General features: G+C 69.4%; 24 protein-coding genes and 2 tRNA genes. 16 read left to right on the forward strand and 10 right to left on the reverse strand.

The features are described 5' to 3' along the window. Positions 1–46 precede the first annotated feature (46 nt). From rsmG to rpmH, 6 genes are all read right to left on the reverse strand, one after another. Complete coding sequence (gene rsmG / locus N6H00_RS20415; RefSeq protein ID WP_268973238.1) at positions 47–760, reverse strand: 16S rRNA (guanine(527)-N(7))-methyltransferase RsmG; 714 nt, start codon at positions 758–760, stop codon at positions 47–49. Positions 761–871: 111 nt separating this feature from the next. Further along, on the reverse strand, positions 872–1,381 hold the full coding sequence (locus N6H00_RS20420; RefSeq protein ID WP_030827774.1) for a Jag family protein: 510 nt from the start codon (positions 1,379–1,381) through the stop codon (positions 872–874). 15 nt (positions 1,382–1,396) lie between these two features. Continuing rightward, positions 1,397–2,563: a membrane protein insertase YidC gene (yidC, locus tag N6H00_RS20425; RefSeq protein ID WP_268973239.1), complete on the reverse strand. Its 1,167-nt coding sequence runs from the start codon at positions 2,561–2,563 to the stop codon at positions 1,397–1,399. A 3-nt stretch (positions 2,564–2,566) separates the two neighbouring features. Beyond that, positions 2,567–2,884, reverse strand: coding sequence for a membrane protein insertion efficiency factor YidD (yidD, locus tag N6H00_RS20430; RefSeq protein WP_014061973.1), 318 nt, complete (start codon positions 2,882–2,884; stop codon positions 2,567–2,569). Beyond that, entirely contained in the window at positions 2,881–3,264 is a 384-nt protein-coding gene (rnpA, locus tag N6H00_RS20435; protein WP_268973240.1) for a ribonuclease P protein component, read from the reverse strand. Before rnpA ends, yidD begins: the two co-directional genes overlap by 4 nt. Positions 3,265–3,288: 24 nt before the next feature. After that, entirely contained in the window at positions 3,289–3,426 is a 138-nt protein-coding gene (gene rpmH / locus N6H00_RS20440) for a 50S ribosomal protein L34 (RefSeq protein WP_003956500.1), read from the reverse strand. A gap of 434 nt (positions 3,427–3,860) precedes the next feature. On the opposite strand from rpmH, the gene dnaA reads away from it, so the two are divergent. The 11 genes from dnaA to N6H00_RS20495 all read left to right on the forward strand — a co-directional run bounded on the left by dnaA (position 3,861) and on the right by N6H00_RS20495 (position 18,187). After that, a complete protein-coding gene (dnaA, locus tag N6H00_RS20445) occupies positions 3,861–5,675 on the forward strand; it encodes a chromosomal replication initiator protein DnaA (protein WP_268973241.1) in 1,815 nt (604 codons plus the stop codon). Between the two features lie 828 nt (positions 5,676–6,503). Next, positions 6,504–7,634, forward strand: coding sequence for a DNA polymerase III subunit beta (dnaN, locus tag N6H00_RS20450; protein WP_268973242.1), 1,131 nt, complete (start codon positions 6,504–6,506; stop codon positions 7,632–7,634). A 105-nt stretch (positions 7,635–7,739) separates the two neighbouring features. After that, positions 7,740–8,621 (forward strand): phosphogluconate dehydrogenase (NAD(+)-dependent, decarboxylating), encoded by an 882-nt coding sequence (gene gnd, locus N6H00_RS20455; RefSeq protein ID WP_268973243.1) that lies wholly within the window; start codon positions 7,740–7,742, stop codon positions 8,619–8,621. A gap of 56 nt (positions 8,622–8,677) precedes the next feature. Beyond that, positions 8,678–9,820, forward strand: a complete 1,143-nt coding sequence (gene recF, locus N6H00_RS20460) for a DNA replication/repair protein RecF (RefSeq protein ID WP_268973244.1) — start codon at positions 8,678–8,680, stop codon at positions 9,818–9,820. Then, positions 9,817–10,359 carry a DUF721 domain-containing protein gene (locus N6H00_RS20465; protein ID WP_268973245.1) on the forward strand — a complete coding sequence of 181 codons (543 nt, stop codon included), beginning with the start codon at positions 9,817–9,819 and terminating at the stop codon, positions 10,357–10,359. The genes recF and N6H00_RS20465 overlap by 4 nt, the downstream gene beginning before the upstream one ends. Before the next feature lie 308 nt (positions 10,360–10,667). Continuing rightward, positions 10,668–12,701, forward strand: a complete 2,034-nt coding sequence (gene gyrB, locus N6H00_RS20470) for a DNA topoisomerase (ATP-hydrolyzing) subunit B (RefSeq protein WP_311036611.1) — start codon at positions 10,668–10,670, stop codon at positions 12,699–12,701. Positions 12,702–12,744: 43 nt separating this feature from the next. After that, positions 12,745–15,369, forward strand: a complete 2,625-nt coding sequence (gyrA, locus tag N6H00_RS20475) for a DNA gyrase subunit A (protein ID WP_268973247.1) — start codon at positions 12,745–12,747, stop codon at positions 15,367–15,369. A 3-nt stretch (positions 15,370–15,372) separates the two neighbouring features. Then, positions 15,373–16,146: a DUF3566 domain-containing protein gene (locus tag N6H00_RS20480; protein WP_268973248.1), complete on the forward strand. Its 774-nt coding sequence runs from the start codon at positions 15,373–15,375 to the stop codon at positions 16,144–16,146. A gap of 61 nt (positions 16,147–16,207) precedes the next feature. Further along, a tRNA-Ile gene (locus N6H00_RS20485) sits at positions 16,208–16,281 on the forward strand. 192 nt (positions 16,282–16,473) lie between these two features. Then, a complete protein-coding gene (locus N6H00_RS20490; RefSeq protein WP_219852833.1) occupies positions 16,474–16,608 on the forward strand; it encodes a DLW-39 family protein in 135 nt (44 codons plus the stop codon). A 214-nt stretch (positions 16,609–16,822) separates the two neighbouring features. Further along, positions 16,823–18,187, forward strand: coding sequence for a hypothetical protein (locus N6H00_RS20495; protein WP_268973249.1), 1,365 nt, complete (start codon positions 16,823–16,825; stop codon positions 18,185–18,187). 114 nt (positions 18,188–18,301) lie between these two features. On the opposite strand, the gene N6H00_RS20500 is transcribed toward N6H00_RS20495, so the two are convergent. Both N6H00_RS20500 and N6H00_RS20505 read right to left on the reverse strand, forming a co-directional pair. Then, positions 18,302–20,014: a serine/threonine-protein kinase gene (locus tag N6H00_RS20500; RefSeq protein WP_268973250.1), complete on the reverse strand. Its 1,713-nt coding sequence runs from the start codon at positions 20,012–20,014 to the stop codon at positions 18,302–18,304. Positions 20,015–20,059: 45 nt separating this feature from the next. Beyond that, on the reverse strand, positions 20,060–20,605 hold the full coding sequence (locus N6H00_RS20505; protein ID WP_037954566.1) for a helix-turn-helix domain-containing protein: 546 nt from the start codon (positions 20,603–20,605) through the stop codon (positions 20,060–20,062). A 118-nt stretch (positions 20,606–20,723) separates the two neighbouring features. On the opposite strand from N6H00_RS20505, the gene N6H00_RS20510 reads away from it, so the two are divergent. Together N6H00_RS20510 and N6H00_RS20515 are read left to right on the forward strand one after the other, a co-directional pair. Further along, positions 20,724–20,796, forward strand: a tRNA-Ala gene (locus N6H00_RS20510). A 187-nt stretch (positions 20,797–20,983) separates the two neighbouring features. Beyond that, positions 20,984–22,135 (forward strand): response regulator, encoded by a 1,152-nt coding sequence (locus N6H00_RS20515; RefSeq protein ID WP_268973251.1) that lies wholly within the window; start codon positions 20,984–20,986, stop codon positions 22,133–22,135. A 137-nt stretch (positions 22,136–22,272) separates the two neighbouring features. On the opposite strand, the gene N6H00_RS20520 is transcribed toward N6H00_RS20515, so the two are convergent. Next, on the reverse strand, positions 22,273–22,995 hold the full coding sequence (locus tag N6H00_RS20520; RefSeq protein WP_268973252.1) for a DUF5324 family protein: 723 nt from the start codon (positions 22,993–22,995) through the stop codon (positions 22,273–22,275). Positions 22,996–23,292: 297 nt separating this feature from the next. On the opposite strand from N6H00_RS20520, the gene N6H00_RS20525 reads away from it, so the two are divergent. Together N6H00_RS20525 and N6H00_RS20530 are read left to right on the forward strand one after the other, a co-directional pair. Further along, entirely contained in the window at positions 23,293–23,826 is a 534-nt protein-coding gene (locus N6H00_RS20525) for a peptidylprolyl isomerase (RefSeq protein WP_268973253.1), read from the forward strand. Positions 23,827–23,921: 95 nt separating this feature from the next. Continuing rightward, positions 23,922–24,806 (forward strand): rhomboid family intramembrane serine protease, encoded by an 885-nt coding sequence (locus N6H00_RS20530; protein WP_268973254.1) that lies wholly within the window; start codon positions 23,922–23,924, stop codon positions 24,804–24,806. Positions 24,807–25,172: 366 nt separating this feature from the next. Here N6H00_RS20530 and crgA read toward each other — a convergent pair whose 3' ends face one another. Next, positions 25,173–25,430 carry a cell division protein CrgA gene (gene crgA / locus N6H00_RS20535; protein WP_268973255.1) on the reverse strand — a complete coding sequence of 86 codons (258 nt, stop codon included), beginning with the start codon at positions 25,428–25,430 and terminating at the stop codon, positions 25,173–25,175. Between the two features lie 144 nt (positions 25,431–25,574). Here crgA and N6H00_RS20540 point away from each other — a divergent pair, with 144 nt between their 5' ends. After that, positions 25,575–26,345: a DUF881 domain-containing protein gene (locus N6H00_RS20540; RefSeq protein ID WP_268973256.1), complete on the forward strand. Its 771-nt coding sequence runs from the start codon at positions 25,575–25,577 to the stop codon at positions 26,343–26,345. Positions 26,346–26,364: the final 19 nt, after the last annotated feature.

Consider the following 26,364-nt stretch of genomic DNA (forward strand, 5'->3'; position numbering starts at 1 on the left):
TCCGGTATGCGTAGTTTTGCCAGCTTGTATGGAGCAACGCCCTGACTCAGGGCCGACGACGCGGTCCCCGACGGGCCGCCTTGGCCCGCTTCGCGGCGAAGCGCACACCTCCGGGACTCTCTCCGACCTCGACCCGCACCACCGTGGACGGCGGGTCCACCACGTCCTCGCCGACATGCAGCACCGAGGTCCCCACCACACCGAGCTTGCTCAGCGCGGCGCGGGCCTGCTTCAGCTCCTCCTCGGCGGTGTCACCCTTCAGCAGCAGCATCTCGCCGTACGGGCGGAGCAGCGGCACCCCCCAGCCGGCCAGCCGGTCCAGCGGAGCCACCGCCCGAGCCGTCACCACATGCATCGGAGGCAGCTTGCCGAGGACCTCCTCGGCACGGCCACGCACCACCGTCACATGGTCGAGCCCCAGCAGCTCCACCACTTCCCGCAGAAAGTTCGTCCGGCGCAGCAGCGGCTCCAGGAGCGTGATCTGGAGATCCGGGCGGGTCAGGGCCAGCGGGATACCGGGGAGCCCGGCCCCCGACCCCACATCGCAGACGGTGACCTTCTCGGGCACCACTTCGGAGAGCACGGCGCAGTTCAGCAGATGCCGCTCCCACAGCCGTGGCACCTCACGCGGACCGATCAGCCCGCGCGTCACTCCCACATCGGCCAGCAGCTCGCCGTAGCGGACGGCCTCCGGGAAGCGGTCACCGAACACATCCCTTGCCTCCGGGGGCGCCGGGGGGAGCTCCGCTGCTTCCGTCACGGGGACCGTCCTTCCGTACCGAACACTGTGCTGAACGATGATGTAAGGCTGACAAGATTCGGCCCCGTCTGCGCGCAGACGGGGCCGTGTGGATCACGATGCGGAACCGCTTCAGACCGGAAGCACGACCACGCAGCGCTGGGGCTCCTCGCCCTCGGACTCGCTGCGCAGCCCGGCGGCGGCCACAGCGTCGTGCACCACCTTCCGCTCGAAAGGCGTCATCGCCTTGAGCTTCACCGGCTCACCGGTGCCCTTCGCCTCCTCGGCGGCCTTGGTGCCCAGCTCGGTCAGCTCGGCACGCTTGCGAGCCCGGTATCCGGCGATGTCGAGCATCAGCCGGCTGCGGTCGCCGGTCTCCCGGTGAACCGCGAGCCGGGTCAGCTCCTGAAGAGCCTCCAGCACCTCGCCATCGCGGCCGACCAGCTTCTGCAGATCGCGGCTGGTCGAATCGCTGATGATCGACACCGCTGCGCGGTCGGCCTCGACGTCCATGTCGATGTCGCCGTCGAGGTCCGCGATGTCCAGCAGCCCCTCGAGGTAGTCGGCCGCGATCTCCCCCTCCTGCTCAAGGCGGGTCAGGGTGTCGACGCCCTCGGCGGCCGGGGTGGTGCCTTCCGTCACGGATGGACTCCTTCGTTACTTCTTGGACGGGTGCTTGGGGCGCTGCTGGCCCTTGCGCTGGCCGGATTTGGAGCCGCGGGAGGAGCCGGAGGCCGAGCCGCCGGCCGGCTTGCCGCCCTGCGCGCCCTTCTTCTGCCCCGCGCCCTGCCGCGGCTGCTCCCCGGCGGGCTTGTCCCCAGCGGGCTTCGTCGGGGAAGCGGACTTCGTCGTGGAGACCGAGGCGCCCGACTGCGAGTTGGCCCTGCTGTGACCGGTCGTGGCGCGCTGCGCCTTTGTCTGGCGCTTGGGCTGCTGACGGTTGGCACGCGCCACCTCGGCCGCCTGCTTCGCGGCGACCTCGGCCGGCTCCTCCTTCAGCTTGCCCTTGGCACGCAGCCGCTCCTGGCGGGCCTGGTAGGCGACACTGCCCGGAGTCGGGTTACGGCGAATGACGAACATCTGCTGACCCATGGTCCAGACGTTGGTGGTCAGCCAGTAGACGAGGACACCGACGGGGAAGTTGATACCGAAGACGGCGAACATGATCGGGAAGACGTACATCAGCATCTTCTGCTGCTGCATGAACGGCGTCTTCACCGTGAGGTCGACGTTCTTGGTCATCAGCTGGCGCTGGGTGAAGAACTGCGACGCCGACATCAGGACGATCATGGTGATCGTCACGATCCGCACGTCGGTCAGCGAGGCGCCGAGCGACTGGACCTTGTCGGCCGACGACATGAACTTCACCGACAGCGGAGCACCGAAGATGTGCGCGTTACGAGCGCTGTCCAGCAGCGACTGGTCGATGACACCGACCGTCTTGTTGTTCGCGATGTGGTTGAGGACCTGGTACAGCGAGATGAAGAACGGAGACTGCGCCAGGATCGGGAGACAGCTCGAGAGCGGGTTGGTCCCCGTCTCCTTGTAGAGCTTCATCATCTCTTCGGACTGGCGCTGCTTGTCGCTCTTGTAGCGCTCCTGGATCGCCTTCATCTTCGGCTGGAGCGCCTGCATGTTCCGCGTCGACTTGATCTGCTTCACAAAGAGCGGGATCAGGCAGATACGGATCAGCACCACCAGGGAAACGATGGACAGACCCCACGCCCAGCCACTGTCCCGATCGAAGATGAGGCTGTAGAACGAGTGGAACTGGACGATGATCCAGGAAACTACGTCATAAAGAGGACCGAGGATCGTGTCCACGAATCAGGCTCCTTGGGCGTTGGGCTGGGTCTCGGGCTGTGCGGCAGGCTCCACAGTCGGATGCCCGCCGAGGCGGTTCCGCAGCCGCTGGTGCCACACCGGACGCTTCCGGGGCGGAACGTGGTCGACGCCGCCGAGCGACCATGGGTTGCAGCGCAGGATGCGCCAGGCCGTCAGCGCCGTTCCTTTCACCGCGCCGTGCCGGTCGATGGCCGTGTAGCCATAGTGTGAGCACGACGGGTAGTACTTGCAGACCGGCCCCAGCATCGGGCTGATGGTCCACTGGTACAGCTTGATCAACCACAGCAGCGGGTACTTCATCGCGGCACCCCTCCCAGTAGCCGCTGCACTGCCGCATCGAGATCGCGGGCCAGCTGGTCGTGACCCGCCTCACCCGCACCGGGCAGCGCCCGTACGACCACAAGGCTACCTGCGGAAAAACGGTCGATGCGGTCCCGCATCAGATGCCGCAGTCTCCGCTTCACCAGATTACGGACGACGGCGCCGCCGACCGCCTTGCTCACGACGAAACCCGCACGCGCCGGGGGAGCACTCTCCCCTGGTGCGTGCGGGTCCGTATCACCGCTGGTGAGGCCGGTGCGAAGGTGCACGACAAGGAGCGGGCGACCGGCCCTGCGTCCTCGGCGTACCGCGGCCGCGAAGTCCTCGCGCCGCCTCAGCCGATGCTCGGTAGGCAGCACGTCATGGACCTTGGGTCAGGCTGCTCAGGCCGACAGGCGGGCGCGACCCTTGCTGCGGCGGGACGCGAGGATCGCGCGGCCGGCACGGGTGCGCATACGCAGCCGGAAGCCGTGGGTCTTCGCGCGGCGACGGTTGTTCGGCTGGAAGGTGCGCTTGCTCACTCGGGGGCTCCAGAAATGAATCGGATGGTGGCGGTCTATCGCTTGGCTGTCACCGTGCGCCCACGAGTAGCTCGCAATACGCCCGAGTGCACCGCTTCACGACCACGGATCATCGGTCCGCGATCCTTGCCCATCGGAGGCAGGCGGCAGCAGCCATCGACAACTCGACCTGTTTACGGTACGCGCGGTTACGCCATCCGGTCAAACCGGTGGCAGACACGCTGACGGTGCGCTTCCCCCTTAATCCTAGGGGCAGGGGAACGCCCGGCGGCATCACATGGCACAGTTGTGCACACCCTGTGGACAACGACTTGAACCGTGTACCCCGGCCTGACTACCGTGGCTGGGCTCCGATTCCTTCACGCCCGTCCCGAGAACCACGCATTCGTGGGCCCTGTCGGCGTCCCCACCCAGCGAGTGAGAGAGCGTGCCCCGTGGCTGACGTACCCGCCGATCTTGCCGCAGTGTGGCCACGTGTGCTCGATCGGCTTCTGGGAGAGGGCTCGGGACAGGGCGGACAAGGCGTCGAGGCCAAGGACGAGCACTGGATCAAGCGGTGCCAGCCCCTCGCGCTGGTCGCCGACACCGCGCTGCTCGCCGTCCCCAATGAATTCGCCAAGGGTGTGCTGGAGGGCCGGCTGGCCCCCGTCGTCAGCGAGACGCTGAGCCGGGAGTGCGGCCGCCCGATCCGCATCGCGATCACCGTCGACGAATCCGCCGGCGAACCGGTCGTCCCCCAGCAGCCCCAGCGCGAGCAACGCGAGTCCTACGAGAGCTACGAGGGCCGGGACGGCTACGGCCGCCAGGCGCCGGACGATCTGCCGTCGGCCCGCCCCGCGTACCCCGGCTATCAGCAGCCGCGCCCCGAACCCGGCGCCTGGCCTCGGCCCCGCGACGACTACGGCTGGCAGCAGCCCCGGCTCGGCGGCTTCCCCGAGAGCGATCCTTACGCCTCCCAGCACGCCTCGCCCGGCTATGACCAGCAGTCGTACGACCAGCAGTCGCCGTACGACCAGCAGCCGCGCGGCGACTACCGCGGTCCGGGCGCCGAGCGCCCCGGACCGGTCCCGGAGCGTCCGCCGTACGAGCAGCAGCGCCACGACCTGCCCGATCCGCTCGAGCGCGCCCGCGGCGGACCGCCCGTCCTGCCCTCGCAGACCGGCGCCCCCGGTCCGCTCGCCGCTCAGCCCGCGCCCGCGTCCGGCCCCGGTGAGCCGACCGCGCGGCTGAACCCCAAGTACCTCTTCGACACCTTCGTCATCGGCGCGTCCAACCGCTTCGCGCACGCCGCGGCGGTCGCGGTCGCCGAGGCTCCGGCCAAGGCGTACAACCCGCTGTTCATCTACGGCGAGTCCGGGCTCGGCAAGACCCACTTGCTGCACGCCATCGGGCACTACGCGCGCAGCCTCTATCCCGGCACCCGGGTGCGCTATGTGAGCTCCGAGGAGTTCACCAACGAGTTCATCAACTCCATCCGCGACGGCAAGGCGGACGCGTTCCGCAAGCGCTACCGCGACATGGACATCCTGCTGGTCGACGACATCCAGTTCCTGGCGAGCAAGGAGTCGACGCAGGAGGAGTTCTTCCACACCTTCAATACGCTCCACAACGCCAACAAGCAGATCGTGCTCTCCTCCGACCGGCCGCCCAAGCAGCTGGTCACCCTGGAGGACCGGCTCCGCAACCGCTTCGAGTGGGGCCTGATCACCGATGTGCAGCCGCCGGAGCTGGAGACGCGTATCGCGATCCTCCGTAAGAAGGCGGTGCAGGAGCAACTGAACGCGCCACCGGAGGTACTGGAGTTCATCGCTTCGCGGATCTCCCGCAACATCCGCGAGCTGGAGGGCGCGCTCATCCGCGTCACCGCCTTCGCGAGCCTGAACCGGCAGCCGGTGGACCTCGGCCTCACCGAGATCGTGCTGAAGGATCTGATCCCCGGCGGCGAGGACGCGGCCCCGGAGATCACCGCCACCGCGATCATGGCCGCGACCGCCGACTACTTCGGGCATACGGTCGACGATCTGTGCGGTGCCTCCCGCAGCAGGGTCCTGGTCACCGCGCGGCAGATCGCGATGTACCTCTGCCGGGAGCTGACCGATCTGTCGCTGCCCAAGATCGGCGCGCAGTTCGGCGGCCGCGACCATACGACGGTCATGCACGCCGACCGCAAGATCAGGGCGCTGATGGCCGAGCGGCGCTCCATCTACAACCAGGTGACCGAGCTGACCAACCGCATCAAGAACGGCTGAGAAGGGCCCGCACGGCCACCGCGAACCGCTGAAGGGCGCTCCGGGACGGACAACTCCCGGGGCGCCCTTCGTCGTTCACCGTTCCGAGCTGTTCGATTCTCTGCCCGGCCGGCCCGGTTCTCCACAGGTACACAGCCCATCCACCGTCCACACCCTGGGGATGTGCGGGTTGTCCCGATCCCATCCACAGCCTGTGTGGAAAGAGAGGCAACACCCGAGGTCAGGCGGGTGTGGAATTGTGACTACCGGGAGTCCACAGACTGTGGACGACCGCGATGCCCGCACCCCGCGCGTCAGCTTGTCCACCGGCAACCCACAGCCGGGAGCCGGTTGCCCACAGCTTCTCCACACCGCTGTCCACTGTTCGGCAACGAAACGGCAACGGCCACCGGGACGAGTGAAAGGCATCACACCAAGGAGGCCGGTTGGGCTGTGGGGAAGGTGGGTAAAACTGGGGACGACGCTGGGGAGAACCGGGCGATGTCTGTGCATCGCGTGTGCAGAACTCTTCGGCGTCCACAGAACGCCCTGGTTGTCCACCGCCTCCACCCACAGGCCCGGTGGACAAAAAACCGCCGCTGACCAGGGACGAGTCAGTTTTCCACGGTTTCCACAAGCCCTACTACTACGACCACAGAGAGATAGCGGGGAATTCGCTTCGAAGTGGGGCCTGTGCACAACCTCGGGCCGAGCCGCCCGACACCTCGCGCACCGACTTGACCCCGAGCCGCACCGACTGTCGGCGGCGTACGTCAGACTGGTCTCCGGCTACTCAGCCGACGACGAAGGCCAGCAGGGCGAGCCAGCAACAGCAGGAGGCGGCTTACGGTGAAGATCCGGGTGGAGCGCGATGTACTCGCGGAGGCGGTGGCCTGGACGGCCCGCAGCCTCCCGGCCCGACCGCCGGTGCCCGTCCTCGCGGGCATCCTGATGAAGGCGGAGGAGGGCGCGCTCAGCCTCTCCGGCTTCGATTACGAGGTCTCGGCCCGGGTGTCCGTGGAGGCCGACATCGAGGACGACGGCACGGTCCTCGTGTCCGGCCGGCTCCTCGCCGACATCTGCCGCGCCCTTCCCAACCGTCCTGTGGAGATCTCCAGCGACGGGGTGCGGGTGACCGTGGTCTGCGGCTCCTCGCGATTCACACTCCACACCCTGCCTGTGGAGGAGTACCCGGCGCTGCCGCAGATGCCGACCGCGACCGGCACCGTCCCCGGTGAGGTCTTCGCCGCCGCGGCCGCGCAGGTCGCCATCGCCGCCGGTCGTGACGACACCCTGCCGGTGCTCACGGGTGTGCGGATCGAGATCGAGGGCGACACCGTCACGCTGGCCTCCACGGACCGCTACCGCTTCGCGGTCCGCGAGTTCCTGTGGAAGCCCGAGGCCCCCGACGTCTCCGCCGTCGCGCTGGTGCCCGCCAAGACGCTTCTCGACACGGCCAAGTCGCTGACCAGCGGTGACACCGTCGCCCTGGCGCTCTCCGGCTCGGGTGCGGGCGAGGGCCTGATCGGCTTCGAGGGCGCCGGGCGCCGTACGACCACCCGGCTGCTCGAGGGCGACCTGCCCAAGTACCGCACGCTCTTCCCCACCGAGTTCAACTCGGTCGCGGTGATCGAGACCGCCCCGTTCGTCGAGGCCGTCAAGCGTGTGGCGCTGGTCGCCGAGCGCAACACCCCGGTGCGGCTCACCTTCGAGCAGGGCGTGCTGATCCTGGAGGCCGGGTCCAGCGACGACGCACAGGCTGTGGAGCGGCTGGACGCCCAGCTCGAGGGCGACGACATCTCCATCGCCTTCAACCCGACGTTCCTGCTGGACGGGCTCAGCGCGATCGACTCACCGGTCGCCCAGCTGTCCTTCACCACCTCGACCAAGCCCGCGCTGCTCAGCGGCAAGCCGGCCGTGGACGCCGAGGCGGACGAGGCGTACAAGTACCTGATCATGCCGGTCCGGCTGAGCGGCTGAGATACGAGCGAATGAGCAGGTGTAGCCCACATCTGTGCGGCTACCCGCGGGCGTAGGCTCGGACTCACCGCGAAACGCAACGGACTACGGCACAAAGGATCACTGATGGAGCTCGGTCTCATCGGCCTCGGCAAGATGGGCGGCAACATGCGCGAGCGCATTCGCCGCGCAGGCCACACCGTCATCGGATACGACCGCAACCCGGACGTCGCCGATGTCCACAGCATCGATGAGCTCGTCAGCAAGCTGAAGGGCCCACGGGTGGTGTGGGTCATGGTCCCGGCGGGCGTGCCCACCCAGATCACCATCGACGAGCTGGCCGAGCTGCTGTCGCCCGGCGACATCGTCGTGGACGGCGGAAACTCCCGCTGGACCGACGACGAGAAGCACGCCGAGCAGCTCAACGCCAAGGGCATCGGCTTCATCGACTGCGGTGTCTCCGGCGGCGTCTGGGGTCTGGAGAACGGCTACGCCCTGATGTACGGCGGTGCCGCCGAGCATGTGGCCAAGGTCCAGCCGATCTTCGACGCGCTCAAGCCCGAGGGCGAGGGCGGCGCCGTCCACGCCGGCAAGGTCGGTGCGGGCCACTTCGCCAAGATGGTCCACAACGGCATCGAGTACGCGATGATGCAGGCGTACGCCGAGGGCTGGGAGCTGCTGGAGAAGGTGGACTCGGTCACCGACGTCCGCGAGATCTTCCGCTCCTGGCAGGAAGGCACGGTCATCCGCTCCTGGCTGCTGGACCTGGCCGTCCGCGCGCTGGACGACGACGAGCACCTGACGAAGCTGCGTGGCTACGCGGAGGACTCCGGTGAGGGCCGGTGGACCGTGGAGGCGGCGATCGACCACGCCGTGCCGCTGCCCGCGATCACCGCGTCGCTCTTCGCCCGGTTCGCCTCACGTCAGGAGGACTCGCCGCAGATGAAGATGATCGCCGCGCTGCGCAATCAGTTCGGCGGTCACGCGGTCGAGAGCAGCGAGAAGTAACCACCCCCACGGGTGGAGCAAGCAGGTACTGCCGGGGGAGGTCGGCGCAGCCCACTATGCACGTCACGCATCTGTCGCTCGCCGACTTCCGCTCGTACACCCGGGCCGAGGTCGGACTGGGTCCGGGCGTCACGGCCTTCGTCGGGCCAAACGGCCAGGGGAAGACCAATCTCGTCGAGGCGGTCGGCTATCTCGCCACGCTCGGCAGCCACCGGGTCTCCTCCGACGCCCCGCTGGTGCGCATGGGGGCGGAGCGGGCCGTGGTCCGGGCCGCGGTCGTCCAGGGGGACCGGCAGCAGCTGGTCGAGCTCGAGCTCAACCCGGGCAAGGCCAATCGCGCCCGTATCAATCGGTCCTCGCAGGTCAGACCGCGTGATGTGCTGGGGATCGTGCGTACGGTGCTGTTCGCGCCCGAGGATCTGGCCCTGGTCAAGGGCGATCCGGGCGAGCGCCGTCGTTTCCTCGACGAGCTGATCACCGCGCGGGCGCCCCGGATGGCGGGGGTCCGCTCCGATTACGACCGGGTGCTGAAGCAGCGCAACACCCTGTTGAAGACCGCCGCCCTGGCCCGGCGCCACGGGGGGCGCAGCGGGAGCGGCGACGCGGCCCTGTCCACGCTCGATGTCTGGGACCAGCATCTGGCTCGCGCCGGTGCCGAGCTGCTGGCCCAGCGGCTCGATCTGATCTCCGTGCTCCAGCCGCTCGCCGACAAGGCGTACGAGCAGCTGGCCCCGGGCGGTGGTCCCGTGCTGCTGGAGTACCGGGGGTCGGCCGGTGAGGGGATGGCCGACGCGGGCAGCCGCGAGGAGCTGTACGAACTGCTGCTGGCCGCCCTGGCCCAGGCCCGTAAGCAGGAGATCGAGCGCGGGGTCACGTTGGTGGGCCCGCACCGCGACGATCTGGTCCTCAAGCTCGGCCGGCTCCCGGCGAAGGGTTACGCCAGCCATGGCGAGTCCTGGTCGTACGCCCTCGCCCTGCGGCTGGCCTCCTACGATCTGCTGCGCACCGAGGCGGGTGAGCCGGTGCTGGTGCTCGACGACGTCTTCGCGGAGCTGGACGAGCGGCGCCGGGAGCGGCTGGCCGAGCTGGTGGCCCCCGGGGAGCAGGTGCTGGTGACCGCGGCGGTGGAGGATGACGTTCCGCATGTACTGACGGGCACGCGCTACGCGGTGTCCGAGGGCGAGGTGCGGCGGGTATGACGGACCGGATGGACCAGCCCGCGCGGCCCTCGCCGGTGCCCGAGCCCTCGGGGGTCGATCTGGCGCGGGTCGCGCTGCGTGCCGCCAAGGAGCAGGCGCGGGCCCGGGGAGCCGCGGCCCAGCAGAAGAAGCAGGCGCGCAGAGGGGGCTTGCGCTCCGGCGCGCGCGCCGATGGCCGTGATCCGCTTCCGCTCGGTGCGGCGATCAACCGGCTGATCACCGAGCGTGGCTGGGAGACCCCGGCCGCGGTCGGCGGGGTGATGGGCCGCTGGCCCCAGATGGTGGGGCCCGAGGTGGCGCAGCACTGCGAGCCCCAGCGGTACGACGAGGACGCCCGGGTGCTGACGGTGCGCTGTGACTCCACGGCATGGGCGACCCAGCTGCGGCTGCTCGCCCCGCAGCTCGTCGCCCGGCTGAACGCGGATCTGGGCCAGGGCACCGTCAGGTTGATCAAGGTCTTGGGCCCCGGCGGGCCGGCCCGCCGCTACGGCCCGCTGCGCTCCCCGGGCTCCACAGGGCCGGGGGACACCTACGGCTGAGCGGGTCCTGTGTGCCGTCCGTGGACCATGGGTCACGGGGTGGTCGCTGAGACGCCGGTCACGGTAGCCGGTGGTTGACAGCTCGAAGCGCTGAGTGGCGGTGTGAGCCTCTTGGAGCCCGTCCCCGCATATGGGGAGTCGGTGGCGGCCGGTTCAGGGCGGCACATGCGGACTCAGGCGCCAGCAAGCCCCCATTCTTGTCGGCGCTACCGGTAGACTGGGGCCGTACACCGTCGCCGCTGGCGCACCGAGCGCTTGCGGACACATGTTGAACGACGCAGCCGCTCCCGCCTGCCCGGAGATGGCTTGTGCTGTGCCAGAAAGGGCGCTTCGTGGCCGATTCCGGCAACCCCATCGAAAACATTCCGTCCACCACCTCCGACGGCGAGGCTCTGGCTCCGCCGTCGTACGACGCCAGTGCGATCACCGTCCTGGAGGGGCTGGACGCGGTCCGCAAGCGACCCGGTATGTACATCGGTTCCACCGGTGAGCGCGGCCTGCACCACCTCGTCTACGAGGTCGTCGACAACTCCGTCGACGAGGCCCTGGCCGGTCACGCGGACACCATCGAGGTGACGATCCTGCCCGACGGCGGCGTCCGCGTCGTCGACAACGGCCGTGGCATCCCGGTGGACCTGCACCCCGTGGAGAAGAAGCCCGCCGTCGAGGTCGTGCTGACCGTGCTGCACGCGGGCGGCAAGTTCGGCGGCGGCGGCTACGCCGTCTCCGGTGGTCTGCACGGCGTCGGTGTCTCGGTCGTCAACGCGCTCTCGTCGAAGGTGGCGGTCGAGGTCAAGCGGGACGGCTTCCGCTGGACCCAGGACTACAAGCTGGGCACCCCCACCGCGCCGCTGGCCAAGAACGAGGCGATCACCGAGACCGGCACCACGGTCACCTTCTGGGCCGACCCGGACATCTTCGAGACCACCGAGTACTCCTTCGAGACGCTGGCCCGGCGGTTCCAGGAGATGGCGTTCCTCAACAAGGGACTGACCATCTCGCTGACCGACGAGCGCGAGGCCCACGTGGACGAGGAGGGCAAGCCGCTCTCCGTGAAGTACCACTACGAGGGCGGCATCGTCGACTTCGTCACCTACCTCAACTCCCGCAAGGGCGAGCTGGTCCACCCCACGGTGATCGGCTTCGAGGCCGAGGACAAGGAGCGGATGCTCTCCCTCGAGGTCGCGATGCAGTGGAACGCCCAGTACACCGAGGGTGTCTACAGCTTCGCGAACACCATCCACACCCATGAGGGCGGTACTCACGAGGAGGGCTTCCGCGCCGCGCTGACGTATCTGATCAACAAGTACGCGCGCGACAAGAAGCTGCTCCGGGAGCGCGACGACAACCTCACCGGTGAGGACATCCGCGAGGGCCTGACCGCGATCATCTCGGTGAAGCTCGGCGAGCCGCAGTTCGAGGGCCAGACCAAGACCAAGCTGGGCAACACGGAGGCCAAAACCTTCGTCCAGAAGATCGTCAACGAGCATCTCGCCGACTGGCTGGACCGCAACCCCAATGAGGCGGCGGACATCGTCCGCAAGGGGATCCAGGCGGCGACGGCCCGGGTCGCGGCCCGTAAGGCGCGCGATCTGACCCGCCGCAAGGGGCTGCTGGAGACGGCGTCGCTGCCGGGCAAGCTGAGCGACTGCCAGTCCAATGACCCGTCGAAGTGCGAGATCTTCATCGTCGAGGGTGACTCCGCCGGCGGCTCGGCCAAGTCCGGCCGTAACCCGCAGTACCAGGCGATCCTCCCGATCCGCGGCAAGATCCTCAACGTCGAGAAGGCCCGCGTCGACAAGATCCTCCAGAACAACGAGGTCCAGGCGCTGATCTCCGCCTTCGGTACCGGTGTGCACGAGGACTTCGACATCGCCAAACTCCGCTATCACAAGATCATTCTGATGGCGGACGCCGATGTCGACGGCCAGCACATCAATACCCTGCTGCTGACCTTCCTCTTCCGCTTCATGCGCCCGCTGGTCGAGGCGGGGCACGTCTTCCTGTCCCGTCCGCCGCTCTACAAGATCAAGTGGGGCCGGGACGACTTCGAGTACGCGTACTCGGACCGGGAGCGGGACGCGCTGATCCAGGCCGGCCGGGAACAGGGCAAGCGCATCAAGGACGACTCGGTCCAGCGCTTCAAGGGTCTGGGCGAGATGAACGCCGAAGAGCTCCGGGTGACCACCATGGACCCCGACCACCGCGTCCTGGGCCAGGTCACCCTGGACGACGCGGCGCAGGCCGACGACCTGTTCTCGGTCCTGATGGGCGAGGACGTCGAGGCACGGCGCTCGTTCATCCAGCGCAACGCCAAGGATGTCCGCTTCCTCGACATCTGAGTCGGCCCCCAGCCGCAGATCACGACAAGGACTTTGACCAGCAATGGCCGACGAGAACACCCCGAACACACCCGATGAACTGACCCCCGACGAGCTCGCCGAAGGCGCCGCCCTGCGCGTGGAGGCGGTCGGCCTCGAGACGGAGATGCAGCGCTCGTACCTCGATTACGCGATGAGCGTGATCGTGAGCCGTGCGCTGCCCGACGTCCGGGACGGCCTCAAGCCGGTGCACCGGCGGGTGCTGTACGCGATGTACGACGGCGGGTACCGCCCCGAGAAGGGCTTCTACAAGTGCGCCCGCGTCGTCGGCGACGTCATGGGCACCTACCACCCGCACGGCGACTCGTCGATCTACGACGCGCTGGTGCGGCTGGCCCAGCCGTGGTCCATGCGGATGCCGCTGGTCGACTCCAACGGCAACTTCGGCTCCCCGGGCAACGACCCCGCGGCGGCCATGCGGTACACCGAGTGCAAGATGGCCCCGCTGGCCATGGAGATGCTCCGGGACATCGACGAGGAGACCGTCGATTTCCAGGACAACTACGACGGCCGTAACCAGGAGCCGACGGTTCTGCCGTCGCGCATCCCGAACCTGCTGGTCAACGGCTCGGCGGGGATCGCGGTCGGTATGGCCACCAACATCCCGCCGCACAACCTGCGCGAGGTCGCCGAGGGCGCCCAGTGGTTCCTGGCCAACCCGCAGGCGACCCAGGAGGAGCTGCTCGACGCCCTGATCGACCGGATCAAGGGCCCCGACTTCCCGACCGGTGCGCTGGTCGTCGGCCGTAAGGGCATCGAGGAGGCGTACCGCACCGGGCGCGGCTCGATCACGATGCGCGCGGTGGTGGAGGTCGAGGAGATCCAGGGCCGGCAGTGCCTGGTGGTCACCGAGCTGCCGTACCAGGTGAACCCGGACAACCTCGCGCAGAAGATCGCCGACCTGGTGAAGGACGGCAAGATCGGCGGCATCGCGGACGTCCGCGACGAGACCTCCTCGCGCACCGGACAGCGCCTGGTCATCGTGCTCAAGCGGGACTCGGTCGCCAAGGTCGTCCTCAACAACCTCTACAAGCACACCGATCTGCAGACCAACTTCGGCGCCAACATGCTGGCGCTGGTCGACGGTGTGCCGCGCACCCTCTCGCTGGACGCGTTCATCCGCAACTGGGTCACGCACCAGATCGAGGTCATCGTCCGCCGGACCCGCTTCCGGCTGCGCAAGGCCGAGGAGCGGGCGCACATCCTGCGCGGTCTGCTCAAGGCACTGGACGCGATCGACGAGGTCATCGCGCTGATCCGGCGCAGCGACACGGTGGAGACCGCGCGCGAGGGCCTGATGGGCCTGCTGGAGATCGACGAGATCCAGGCGAACGCGATCCTCGAGATGCAGCTGCGGCGGCTGGCCGCCCTGGAGCGTCAGAAGATCGTCCAGGAGCACGACGAGCTGCAGGCCAAGATCGACGAGTACAACGCGATCCTGGCCTCGCCCGAGCGGCAGCGGCAGATCATCAGCGAGGAGCTGACCGCGATCGTCGAGAAGTACGGCGACGACCGGCGCACCAAGCTGGTCCCCTTCGACGGCGACATGTCCATCGAGGACCTGATCGCCGAGGAGGACATCGTCGTCACGATCACGCGTGGCGGCTATCTGAAGCGCACCAAGACCGAGGACTACCGCTCGCAGAAGCGCGGCGGCAAGGGCGTGCGCGGGACGAAGCTGAAGCAGGACGACATCGTCGAGCACTTCTTCGTCTCCACCACCCACCACTGGCTGCTGTTCTTCACCAACAAGGGCCGGGTCTACCGGGCGAAGGCGTACGAGCTGCCGGACGCGGGCCGGGAGGCGCGCGGCCAGCATGTCGCGAACCTGCTGGCGTTCCAGCCGGATGAGCGGATCGCGCGGATCCTGGCGATCCGGGACTACGAGGCGGTGCCGTATCTGGTGCTGGCCACCAAGTCCGGCCTGGTGAAGAAGACTCCGCTGAAGGACTACGACTCGCCCCGCTCGGGCGGTGTGATCGCGATCAACCTCCGGGAGATGGAGGACGGGCGCGAGGACGAACTCATCGGTGCCGAGCTGGTGTCCGCCGCCGACGATCTGCTGCTGATCAGCAAGAAGGCGCAGTCGATCCGGTTCACGGCGACGGACGAGTCGCTGCGGCCAATGGGGCGCGCGACCTCCGGTGTGAAGGGCATGAGCTTCCGCGAGGGCGACGAGCTCCTGTCGATGAACGTGGTCCGGCCCGGTACGTTCGTCTTCACCGCCACCGACGGCGGGTACGCGAAGCGGACCAATGTCGACGAGTACCGCGTGCAGGGACGCGGCGGCCTCGGAATCAAGGCCGCGAAGATCGTCGAAGACCGTGGTTCCCTGGTCGGGGCGCTGGTGGTCGAGGAGACCGATGAGATCCTCGCCATCACGCTCAGCGGTGGCGTGATTCGTACACGGGTCAATGAGGTCAGGGAGACGGGCCGTGACACCATGGGCGTCCAACTGATCAACCTGGGCAAGCGCGATGCCGTCGTCGGCATCGCCCGGAACGCCGAGGCCGGTCGTGAGGCTGAGGAGGTCGAGGAGGAATCCGAGACCGGAAGCGTGCCAGCCGAGGGGGCCGCGTCCGAGGCGGCCGAGGGCACACCGCCCCCGGCCGACGAGACCGAGGAGTAAGTCGTGAGTGGAGCCACGGGTGCCGCGGGCGGCGGTGCGGACGCCGGAGGGCGTCCCGGATCGGGAGCCCCGACTTCGGCGGGCGGTACCACCGCCGGGGAAGGCGCCCGTGGCCCGGCCGGGGAGTCCGCCGCGGTGACGGAGACCCGGAAGCTCCGGCCGCAGCGCGATCCGCAGCCCAAGCCCCAGTACTCCAGCCCGCTTCCCAGCGAGCGTCCCGCTCCCTCCCAGCCGGCGCAGCCGTACCACCCGCCGCAGGCCTACGCCCCACCGCCGGGCGGCGGGGCCGGGCGCGGCGGCTCCTCGGTGCCGGGGCAGTCGGCCCAGGGCGCCCAGACGGGGCAGCAGCAGGCCGCCACGGCCGTCCGCCGCCCCCGTACGCCCGCGGGGGCCCGTCCGGCGCCGCGCACCCGTAAGGCGCGGCTGCGGGTCGCCAAGGTCGATCCGTGGTCGGTCATGAAGGTCAGCTTCCTGCTCGCGATCGCGCTGGGGATCTGCACCCTGATCGCGGTGGCGGTGCTGTGGATGGTCATGGACGCCATGGGCGTCTTCAGCGCGGTGGGCGACACCATCAGCGATGCGACGGAGTCGCAGAACGGCTCCGGATTCGACCTCCAGTCCTTCCTGTCGCTGCCGCGTGTCCTGGGATTCACCGGGATCATCGCCGTGATCAATGTGGTGCTGGCGACCGCGTTGGCCACGCTCGGGGCCTTCATCTACAACCTGTCGGCGGGCTTCGTGGGCGGGGTAGAGCTGACCCTGGCCGAGGACGAGTAGCGGCCCGCCGTTACCGATTTTGGGACAGGGCAGGTGGTGCGCTAATCTTTCGGTGCAGCGCGGGGCTATAGCTCAGACGGTTAGAGCGCTTCCCTGATAAGGAAGAGGCCACAGGTTCAAGTCCTGTTAGCCCCACCGACGCGATCAGCCTGGACGGAGATCCTCTCCGGCCAGGCTGATGTCGTATGGGGGCCGGGAGTTGGCCCCCGGTTCCTGCCCGGTTTCTCGTCCGGTCAATGCCGGTCATAGGTCACCGATCGGTATCGGTCGGTGTGTATCATCGGGCGCCAGAGGTCCCCTACGTCAAGAAAGAGACGAGGTAGCGCGGTGAAGAAGCTTCTCCTGGTCGCACTGGCCGCCATCGGCGGGCTCCTCGTGTACCGCCAGATCCAGGCGGATCGCGCCGAGCAGGATCTGTGGACGGAGGCGACCGACTCCGTGCCCGCAGGTACGGGTGTGTGAGCCCCCACGACAGTCCCGGTACGGGGCCCCGACCGCTGGAGCGGTCGGGGCCCCGTCGGCTTTACTGGCGCCGTGGCGGGGGAAGAGACGGGGGCGTCGGGGGCGTCGGGGGCGGGCTGACCGGGGGCCTACGTGTTTCACTCTCGCAAACGGATGGCTTGCACAGGCAAAGTTGAACGGGCCGACCGGCCGGTACGACGAGGAGTGACGCGCGATGAAGGACCGCCGCACGGTCAGGGCCGGCCTCGCCGCGGTGGCGGCGCTGTGCGTGGTGGCCGCGGCACAGGGGACGTCCCTCGCTGAGGGCGCCGCCGGGGCCCAGGCGTACGAGACCCGCGGCACCCGGATACGCGGCGCCGACGGGGGCACGGACGCCCCGTCCCTGGCGGCCGGCCGCACCTACGTCGACAGCCTCGGGCCGGGCGAGAAGCGCTACTACGGTGTGACGCTCGACACGCAGTCCACCGCCTATGTCTCGGCGGTCGCGGCGCCCCGGCCGGGGGCGGGCGTGACCTCGTACCGGGACGGCGTGAAGGTGACGCTGGAGAGCCCCGACGGAGCCGTCTGCGGCACCGCCGCCCCGAAGATCGAGACAAGTGGCGTCGCCTATCCCCTGGCCGACTACGCCTCCCGCCAGATCGACTCCGGCCCGGCCTCCTGCCACCAGGCGGGGCGCTTTGTGGCGACGGTGGAGCGTCAGGCCGGCTCACAGGACCAGGAGCGCTGGCCCGTGGAGCTGCGGCTGATGGTGGAGCCGCCGGTGAAGGACGGGGCCACCGGGGCCACCGGGGCCACTCCGGAGGCTCCGGAGGGGAGTTCGGGCACGTCCTCGCCCGAGCCGCCGGACGGCACCGCCTGGCCGAAACGCGGCGGTCGCGGCTTCACCGACGCGCCGACCCTGGGGACGGGGGTGTGGAGGGACGAGATCGCGCCAGGGGAGACGCACTACTACCGGGTGCCCGTCGACTGGGGGCAGCGCCTCTCCGCCGTCGCCGAACTGTCCGCCGACGGCCAGGATCAGAGCACCCGTCTCCTCGACCGCGCGCTGGCGATGCACGCCTACAACCCGGCGCGCGGGCTGGCCGAGCGGGGCACTCCGGCCGCGCAGGACGGCGAACCGCCCCGCACCGAGGTGGTCACCGAGCCGGTGGCCTACGAAAACCGGTATGCGAACACCGGCTCCGCGGTGCGCGCGATGAGCTTCAGCGGTGGGTACTTCTTGGCGGTCACCCTCAATCCGCCGCAGGTGGCCCCGCATCTGAACAGCTCGGTGCAGGTCGTCCTGCGGGTGCGGATCGCGGGCGCCGCGCACGGCGGTCCCACCTATGACAAGGACCCTGTCGAGGCGGGGTTCGGCCTCACGGCGGCCGACCGGCGTGTGGCGAAACAGCATCAGGTCGTCGCGGAGGACGATCAGATGGGGGTGCCTGCCGACGATTCGGACAAGGCTCTGCTGCGGATGGTGGGATACGCGGGGATCGGCACCGGGACGGCCCTGGTGCTCGGGCTCGGCGCGTGGAAGCTGACCGCCCGGCGCCGGGCCTCGGCGCGGGGGTACGGGCCGCCGCCGGCCTGGTAGTCGGGTCTGGGGACGGAGCTCCTGGGGGCTTCCGGGGCATTCCGACGGCTCCGGGGCGTTCCAGGGCGTTCCGACGGCTTGCGGGGACGGTGGTTGGCCGACGTCAGTCGGCGGTCAGCCCGCGGCCACCAGCGCCCAGGCGCCGACGGCGAAGCACAGCGCCGCGACGATCAAGATCGCCACCGCGGTCTTCCGGGACGGTCCGGGGCGCCGCCGGGTCGCGGGGGGAACCTGCGACCGCTGGGCGGTGTATGGACGAGTAGAAGGAAAGTCACGCGGGGGCGGCGTCGGTGTCGGAGTCGGCGTGGGTGTCGGAGTCGGCGTGGGTGCCGCGGTCGGAGCGGAAGCGGGGGTGGGCGTATGCGGGTGCACGGGCTGCACCGGCTGTACGGAATGTGGGGGCTGTGGTGCGTGGTGCTGGTGGTGCACGGGCGGCTGTGGAGCCGATGGGAGCGGGGCCGCGGTCGAGGGGGTCGGCGGGTGCGGCAGCGAGGGCTGCTGGACCGGCGGGGGCGGCGTCGCGGGCCGGGCGGCCGGTGGCGGGGGTGTCGGTGTCGGCGGGCCCGTGGGCTGGGGCGGTGGGGTCCGGGGCGGTGTCTGTGCCGACCGCGTTTGGCCTGGTGGTGTCTGGCTCGGCGGTATCTGGCCCGGCGTCTGCGCTTGTGGGGGTTGGGCTTGTGGGGGTTGGGCGTGCGGGGTTTCAGCGGACGGAGTCCAGGCGTGTGGAGCCCAGGCGTGTGGAGCCGGGCCGGAGGGGGCCTCGGCGGGCGGTGTCCGCGGCTGGTCGTTCCGGGGAAGCGGCGGTGGGAGGGTGAAGCTCCCGGTGTCGGACATGGAGGGCTGCGGGGTGGCCGGCTGGGGAGGCGCCGCCTCGGCGGTGGGCTGGGACCGGTGCGGCGCCGCACCGCTCTCCTGGGGCGGGTCCGCCTTCGCATGGCGGCGGCCGGGCCGGGTCGGGCCGTTGGGGCCGAAACCGGCGGGCAGCGGTCCGAGCTGGTCGAAGACCTCGATGGCCTCGTCGTCCAGATCTCCCTCGGGCAGCAGTTCGACCGCCGTCGCCAGCGCCTTCCGCGCCCCGGTGGCGGTGCGGAACCGGTCCTCGGGGTCCGGTTGCAGCAGACCCGCGACCACCTGCCACAGCGGTTCGGGCACCCCGGTCGGCGCGTTCGGCACCCCCTGCTCGAAGAGCTTGACCAGTGCCTCCGCGTCCGGCTTGTGTCCGTTGAGCAGATAGAGCGCCACCAGCCCGACGGCGAACAGATCCGCCGGGAAGTCCGGATCGTCGCCCATCATCTGCTCGGGCGCGAAGTAACCGGGCGTGCCCATCACGTAGTTGGCCTCGGTGAGGCGCGGCTCGCCCTTGGTCAGCGCGATGCCGAAGTCGGACAGCCGGACATGGGGTCGCCCGGTTCCGGTGGCTTCCAGCAGGATGTTCGCGGGCTTGATGTCCCGGTGCACCACACCCTCGGCGTGCACCGCCGCCAGTCCGGAGAGCAGCTGATCGAGCAGTGTGCACACATAACGGGGCGGCAGCGGGCCGTAGTCGCCGATGAGATGGGCGAACGAACCGCCGCCCACCAGATCCATGGTGAACAGCACCTTGTCGTCGTCGGCCGCCCAGCTGGCCGGTGCCAGCACATGGGGATGATCGATCCGCAGGGCCTGTTCCCGGACGAAGCGCAGCAGCGTATGGGCGTCGCGTTGCTGGAGCACCTTCGCTGCCACGTATCGGCGGCGGCGGTGGTCCCAGACGCGCCATACGGCGCCCACGCCCCCGCGCCCGATCGGGTCCACCAGCTCGTACCGGCCCGCGAAGATCTCACCCATCGCGCCGTGCCCGCCCCGTCATCGACTCGTCAGCAGTTCAGCCCGTCAGCTCTGGTGCGCCTCGTAGTGGGCGACCGCCTCGGCGGTCCGCCCGGCGCCGTACACACGGAGAAACTCTGCCAGCTCGGGGTGGGTGGGGGCGAGGGAGTCGGCGGCATCGATGATGTCCCCGGCGGCGGCCACGGACCGCAGCAGCGACTGGATCTCGCGCACCACTCGCCGCACGGTCGGGGCGCCCGTGCTCGCCGTGGTCTGGGTGGAGTTGAGGACCGAGCCGCCCGCGGACTTCTTGATCTCCTCCATGCGCTCGGCGGCCTCGGCGGCGCTGACCCTGCCGTCCGCCGCCTGACTGGACAGCTCCTGCAACGCCTGCACCCGCTGGACGACGGCGGGGTTGCCGATCTTGGCGCGCTGGCCGCTCATGAGCTGCGAGAGCATCGGTGCGGACAGACCGAGGACGGCGGCGAGGCGGGCCTGGTTCAGGCCGAGATCATCGATGAGACGGCGAAAGAGCGCCCCCAGCGGTTCCCCGTACCAGCTGCGCTGAAGCTCCCGTGCACGCGCGGTGGCATCCTGCTGCGTTGCGTCCATCTCGCTCTCCCCTTCGCTTCGCTGCCGCGAATCTTGCGTGGCATCCTACGTAGAGCACTACGTGCGAGCGATACCCGGTCGGGAAAGGCGGTCGGTACCGGGTATCCTGATCGGCGACGGGGCCTTAGCTCAGTTGGTAGAGCGCCGTCTTTGCATGGCGGATGTCAGGAGTTCGACTCTCCTAGGCTCCACCTCCGTCACCAGCCAGGACATCATGATCGATGTCCTGGCTGGTTTGTTTCGCCCCTGACAGCGGTGTTGCCACTCCTGCCATTGCCCCGCGCAACACCCGCGGGATGCTCCAGGGTGTTCCCCACAACTCGGGCGGACCGCCCGGGAGTCGTCTGATCGGCGCGGGACGCCGTACAGGGGGACACGATGGGTGATCTGCATCCGCTGGGCGAGAACCTGCCCGAGGAGTGCCGGGCGTTCGCTGTGGAGCTGAGGAAGCTGTTCCTCGGGCTGAAGATCTCGGTGCGCAGATACGCGGTGCGCAGACACCGGGACCCGAGCACCATCTCGCGGTTTTTGAACGGCACCCGCATTCCGCCGTGGGAGTTCGTCTTCGATCTGTTCACCGATCTCGCGGCGCAGCGGGGCGTCGCCGCCACTCCCGCCGCCATCGAGCTGGTGCGGGAACTGCACCGGGCCGCGGTGCGCACCAGCCGCTCCCCCGGTCACGCCATGGAGATCCTTCAGATCCAGCTGGCCGACGCCGACCGGGACGCGCGGGTGTCCATGGCGCACCAGGACGCGCTGGGCGAGGCGCTGCTGGACCGCAAGCACCGCATCGCCGATCTCGAGGTCCGGCTGAACCAGGCCGAGGCGGCCTGGGCGACGGAGCGTGCCCGCGCGGACGCGTTGGAGCGGGATCTCCCGGACCGGGAAGAGCTGATCAAGGAGCGGGATCTGCTCCGGCAGGAGGTGCGGCGGCTCACCGATGAGCTGGAGGAGGTGCGGCTGCGGGGGCGGCTGGCCGAGGAGCGCTGCCTGGTCCTGGAGCGGCAGCTGGCCATGGTGGAGTCCCAGCGACCGGTCGAGGTGCCACAGCCGGATGAGGGGGCCGGGGATCCGGAGGGGCCCGCGGCGGCCAAGCGGTGCACCGGGCTGCGGCCGAAGATCCTCGTGGTGGACGACCAGCAGAACAATCTGCTGGCCATGGAGGCCGTGCTGGCCACCCTCGACCAGGAGCTGGTGACCGCGACCTCCGGACAGGAAGCCCTCAAGGCGCTGCTCGACCACGACGACTTCGCGGTGATCCTGCTGGATGTGCAGATGCCCGAGATGGACGGCTACGAGACGGCGGCCCATATCAAGCGGCGCCCCCGTAACCGCGACATCCCGATCATCTTCCTCACCGCGATGGGCGCCGATCCGGAGCACTCCTCGCGGGGGTACGCGGCCGGTGCGGTGGACTACATGGCCAAGCCCTTCGACCCCTGGGCGCTGCGGGCCAAGGTCTCGGTCTTCACCGAGATCTTCCTGGAGCGACGGCAGCGGCGTTACCGGGGGGAGGAGCCCACGGAATGAACGGGCCGGTGCCGGGGACGGGCGAGGGGCGGGAGATCACCGGATCTCCCGCCCCTCGGGGAGGGCCCGCGCCGACCGGACGGCGCCGGGGGCGCCGGGCGTCGGCGCGGCGCCGTGTGCTCCGGCGGCGCCGCCGTTCAGCGCTCGTCGTCCCTGCGGGCCTCGGCCTCCGCCTGCTTGGCCTGCACCTCGGGGTCGAGGGCACCCTGCTCGCTGCCGTCCACCGCCGAGAGCCGCTCGCGGTCGCCCACCTCGGTCGCCGCCGGGGGCTCGACCAGCCAGTCGGGGTTGGCCTGCTTGTCCCACCACTTCCACGCGGCGAAGACGCCCGCGCCGACCAGCCCGATGAAGGCCGTCCGTTTGGCGACACGCGCGGTGCGGGACCGGCGGCGGTGCTTCCTGGCCAGCTTCTCGATCTCCGCGGCTGTCACATGGGTGCGCAGCGCCGCGATGGCCGCGGACGTGCGGACGGCCGCCTCCTCGCGCGCCGGTCCGGCGGCGGCGCGCACCCCGGCCACCGCCTGCTCCACTCGCGGTCCGGTGTAGCGGGCAGCCTGGCGTGCCGCCTTACGGGTGCGCTTGGCGGCCCGAGTGGCGGCCGCGTCCACCTTCGGTGGCAGGGTGCCGCGGGCCTGGCTGAGCCGTGGCGCGATATGCGCGTGGTATTGCGCACCGGCCGTGCACCGGGCCTGGTGTGCCGCGTTCGAAACCTTCGGCGCCAGCAGTTCGCGGGCTTCGTGCGCATAATGCGCTGCGGTGTCCTTGGCCGTGCCGGCGTAGGGCGCCACCGCCTCCGCGGCGTGCAGGACGCCGCCCTTGGCGGTGCCGGTCGCGGCTCGCACGCTGTCAATGCGGGTCACGGGATCCTCCTCCTCGGTGGCGTGGTCAAGCTCCGGGGTTCAGAGTCGTGCGCTCTCGTTGTGCGGTCTATTTGCGCAGTTTCGTGTTTCCATCCCAAGAAAGATCATGCCTGTTCATGGAGATCATGCCCGATTTGCCCCACACCCAGCATGTGTGGTCGGGCATCCGGGTCATACGGAGAATTCTCGTTGAAACCGTGCGGATCGGCGCGCCCGGCGCCGCCTCCGCGGCTACTCGTCGCCCTTGGGTCCGTGCGAGGATCAGGAGACGGAAGTGAAAACGATGGAAGGTTGATCGTGGCCGAGCAGCTTTACGCCACCCTGAAGACGAACAATGGCGACATCGTGGTCCGGCTGCTGCCGAACCACGCCCCCAAGACGGTCAAGAACTTTGTGGAGCTGGCCGAAGGCAGCCGCGAGTGGACCCACCCGGCCACCGGCCAGAAGGCCAAGGAGAAGCTCTACGACGGCACCGTCTTCCACCGGGTGATCAGCGGTTTCATGATCCAGGGCGGCGACCCGCTGGGTAACGGAACCGGTGGCCCCGGCTATGAGTTCGGTGACGAGTTCCACCCGGACCTGGCCTTCAACAAGCCGTACCTGCTGGCGATGGCCAACGCTGGGCCGGGCACCAACGGCTCGCAGTTCTTCATCACGGTCGCCCCGACCGCGTGGCTGACCGGTAAGCACACCATCTTCGGTGAGGTCGCCGACGAGGCCAGCAAGAAGGTCGTCGACGCGATCGCGGGCACCGCGACCAACCCGCGCACCGACCGTCCGCTCCAGGACGTCGTCATCGAGTCGGTCGTCGTGGAGACCCGCGAGGGCTGAGCCCGCGCGGGGAACTTTCACGCCCCGCTTGTCCGTGTGAACAAGCGGGGCGGGGAACGCGCGATCGGAAGTGGACGAGGGGGCGAGGGGACACCATGGAGGACCAGGCGGTCTGCTGCTATCGGCATCCACAGCGGGAGACCGGCATCAGCTGTACTCGCTGTGAGCGCCCGATCTGCCCCGAGTGCATGATCAGTGCCTCTGTGGGGTTCCACTGCCCCGAGTGCGTGAGCGGACGGGTGTCCACCGGCTCCGGGGCCTCCGCCGCAGGGCCTCCGCCGCGCGCCGCCCGGCCGCGGACCGTGGCCGGCGGCACGATCACCTCGGACCCCCGGCTGATCACCAAGATCCTGCTCGCCGTCAACATCGCGATCTGGCTCGCGGCACTGTCCGCGGGTGACCGGCTGGTGAACGACCTCGACCTGGTCGGCCGGGCCTACGACCCCGGCGCGGGGCAGATCGTCGGTGTCGCCGAGGGCCAGTGGTGGCGGTTGGTGACCTCGGTCTTCCTCCACCAACAGCTGATGCACATCGCCTTCAACATGCTCTCGCTGTGGTGGATCGGCGGACCGCTGGAGGCCGCGCTCGGCCGCGCCCGCTTCATCGTGCTCTATCTGCTGTCGGGCCTGGGCGGCAGCGCGCTGTCGTATCTCCTCGCCGCGCAGAACCAGCCGTCGTTGGGCGCATCCGGTGCGATCTTCGGCCTGCTCGGCGCCACCGCCGTGCTGATGCGCCGGCTGAACTACGACATGCGGCCGGTCATCGCGCTGCTGGCGCTGAACCTGCTCTTCACCTTCACCTGGTCCGGAATCGCCTGGCAGGCCCATGTCGGCGGCCTGGTCGCGGGCACGGTGGTGGCGTACGGGATGGTGCACGCGCCCCGTGAGAAGCGGGCGCTGGTGCAGCGGGGGACCTGTGCCCTGGTGCTGATCGCCATCGTGGCGATGGTGTGGATCCGGACGCTTCAGCTCACCGGCTGAGCGAGGCGGTCGGCCGAGGCCGCGCCGCCGGTTGAGGCGGCCGCCCGATGGCCGGCAGACCGCCCCTGGCGGTTCCCCGAGGCCCACGGCGGTCTCCGGCGGTCCTGATCGAGTCGCGCTCGGTCAGTTGTCCACAGCATGTGGTGGATCTCGCGCAACCTGTGGAGAACCTGCGCAGGTGCCCCCGCTGACCTGCATTTTCGCAGGAAGACGGGGGTGTGAGCGATCGAACGGATAGCCGTCACCGGTCACACCGGCGTCAACGTGGCAGAGGTTATCCACAGATCTTCTGAGTTTTCCCCGGCTGTGGATAACCCTGTGGAAAGCCTGGGGACAGGGCCGGAGCGGGGCTGGGGGAAAGCCGGGTCACTTCCACTGGGTGGAGACGACGAACCCCGCGGCGATGAAGCCGAAGCCGACCACGATGTTCCAGTTGCCCAGGGACTCGACCGGCATGTCCCCCGTGGTCACGTAGAAGATGACGATCCACGCGAGGCCGATCAGGAACATGGCCAGCATCAGAGGCGCCACCCACCGGCGGCCGCTGCTCAGACTGATGCTGGCTGCCTGCTTCGCCGGCGGCGGCGTGAAGTCGTCCTTCTTGCGGATCCGTGACTTCGGCACGAGGAACTCTCCTGTCGATGCGCTGCGTGACCGCGCGGGATGTATACGGACGGCGCCGGGGCGGGACAGCGACGGGGACCACGTCCCTCCCCCACATGTCGGTTAGCGTAGTCCTTCCGCGGCGTCGTAAGGAGTAAGGGTACGTTGAGCAATTCCGCTGACTCCCCCACCCCGGCCTCCCGCCGCCTCCGGTTCCGCCCCATCCGGCTGCTGACCGCCGCCGTCTTCGCGCTGGCCGGAGTGATCTTCTGGACCAGTTTCAACACGGCCCAGGGCACCAACCTCCGCAGCGATGAATCGATGCTGCGGCTCTCCGATCTCATCCAGGAGCGCAGCCGTAAGAACGGCGCCCTGGACGACAGCACCGCGACAATACGGTCCGAGGTCGATGCCCTCGCCCGGCGGGACAACGGCAGCTCGCAGGCCGAGCGCCGCAAGCTCGCCGAGCTGGAGGAGACCGCCGGCACCAGGAAGCTCACCGGCCCCGGACTCACCGTCACCCTCACCGACGCCCCGCCGAACGCCACTCCGCTGATTCCCGGCGTCCCGGACCCCCAGCCCAACGACCTCGTCATCCACCAGCAGGATCTCCAGGCCGTGGTGAACGCGCTGTGGCAGGGCGGCGCCAAGGGGATCAAGGTCATGGACCAGCGGCTGATCTCCACCAGCGCGGTGCGCTGCGTCGGCAACACCCTGATCCTCCAGGGCCAGGTCTACTCCCCGCCGTACAAGGTGACCGCCGTCGGCGACCGGGGCAAGCTGCGCGCCGCCCTCGCCGCCTCGCCCGCGATCCAGAACTACCGCAGCTATGTCGACGCGTACGGCCTCGGCTGGAAAGTCGACCAGCACGACACGGTGACTCTTCCGGGTTACTCCGGCACAGTGGACCTGCACCAGGCAGAGCCCGTCGGATAGCACCGGCGGACACCGGTAC

This window comes from Streptomyces sp. S465 (assembly GCF_026898115.1).
Classification (GTDB): Bacteria; Actinomycetota; Actinomycetes; order Streptomycetales; family Streptomycetaceae; genus Streptomyces; species Streptomyces luomodiensis.

Excerpts from the sequence above, each read along its gene's own strand:
- yidD (WP_014061973.1), bottom strand. The coding sequence starts at position 2,884 with ATGAAGTACCCGCTGCTGTGGTTGATCAAGCTGTACCAGTGGACCATC.
- gnd (WP_268973243.1), top strand. The coding sequence starts at position 7,740 with ATGGAGCTCGGTCTCATCGGCCTCGGCAAGATGGGCGGCAACATGCGC.
- recF (WP_268973244.1), top strand. The coding sequence starts at position 8,678 with ATGCACGTCACGCATCTGTCGCTCGCCGACTTCCGCTCGTACACCCGG.
- N6H00_RS20465 (WP_268973245.1), top strand. The coding sequence starts at position 9,817 with ATGACGGACCGGATGGACCAGCCCGCGCGGCCCTCGCCGGTGCCCGAG.
- gyrA (WP_268973247.1), top strand. The coding sequence starts at position 12,745 with ATGGCCGACGAGAACACCCCGAACACACCCGATGAACTGACCCCCGAC.
- N6H00_RS20495 (WP_268973249.1), top strand. The coding sequence starts at position 16,823 with ATGAAGGACCGCCGCACGGTCAGGGCCGGCCTCGCCGCGGTGGCGGCG.
- N6H00_RS20500 (WP_268973250.1), bottom strand. The coding sequence starts at position 20,014 with ATGGGTGAGATCTTCGCGGGCCGGTACGAGCTGGTGGACCCGATCGGG.
- N6H00_RS20505 (WP_037954566.1), bottom strand. The coding sequence starts at position 20,605 with ATGGACGCAACGCAGCAGGATGCCACCGCGCGTGCACGGGAGCTTCAG.
- N6H00_RS20515 (WP_268973251.1), top strand. The coding sequence starts at position 20,984 with ATGGGTGATCTGCATCCGCTGGGCGAGAACCTGCCCGAGGAGTGCCGG.
- N6H00_RS20530 (WP_268973254.1), top strand. The coding sequence starts at position 23,922 with ATGGAGGACCAGGCGGTCTGCTGCTATCGGCATCCACAGCGGGAGACC.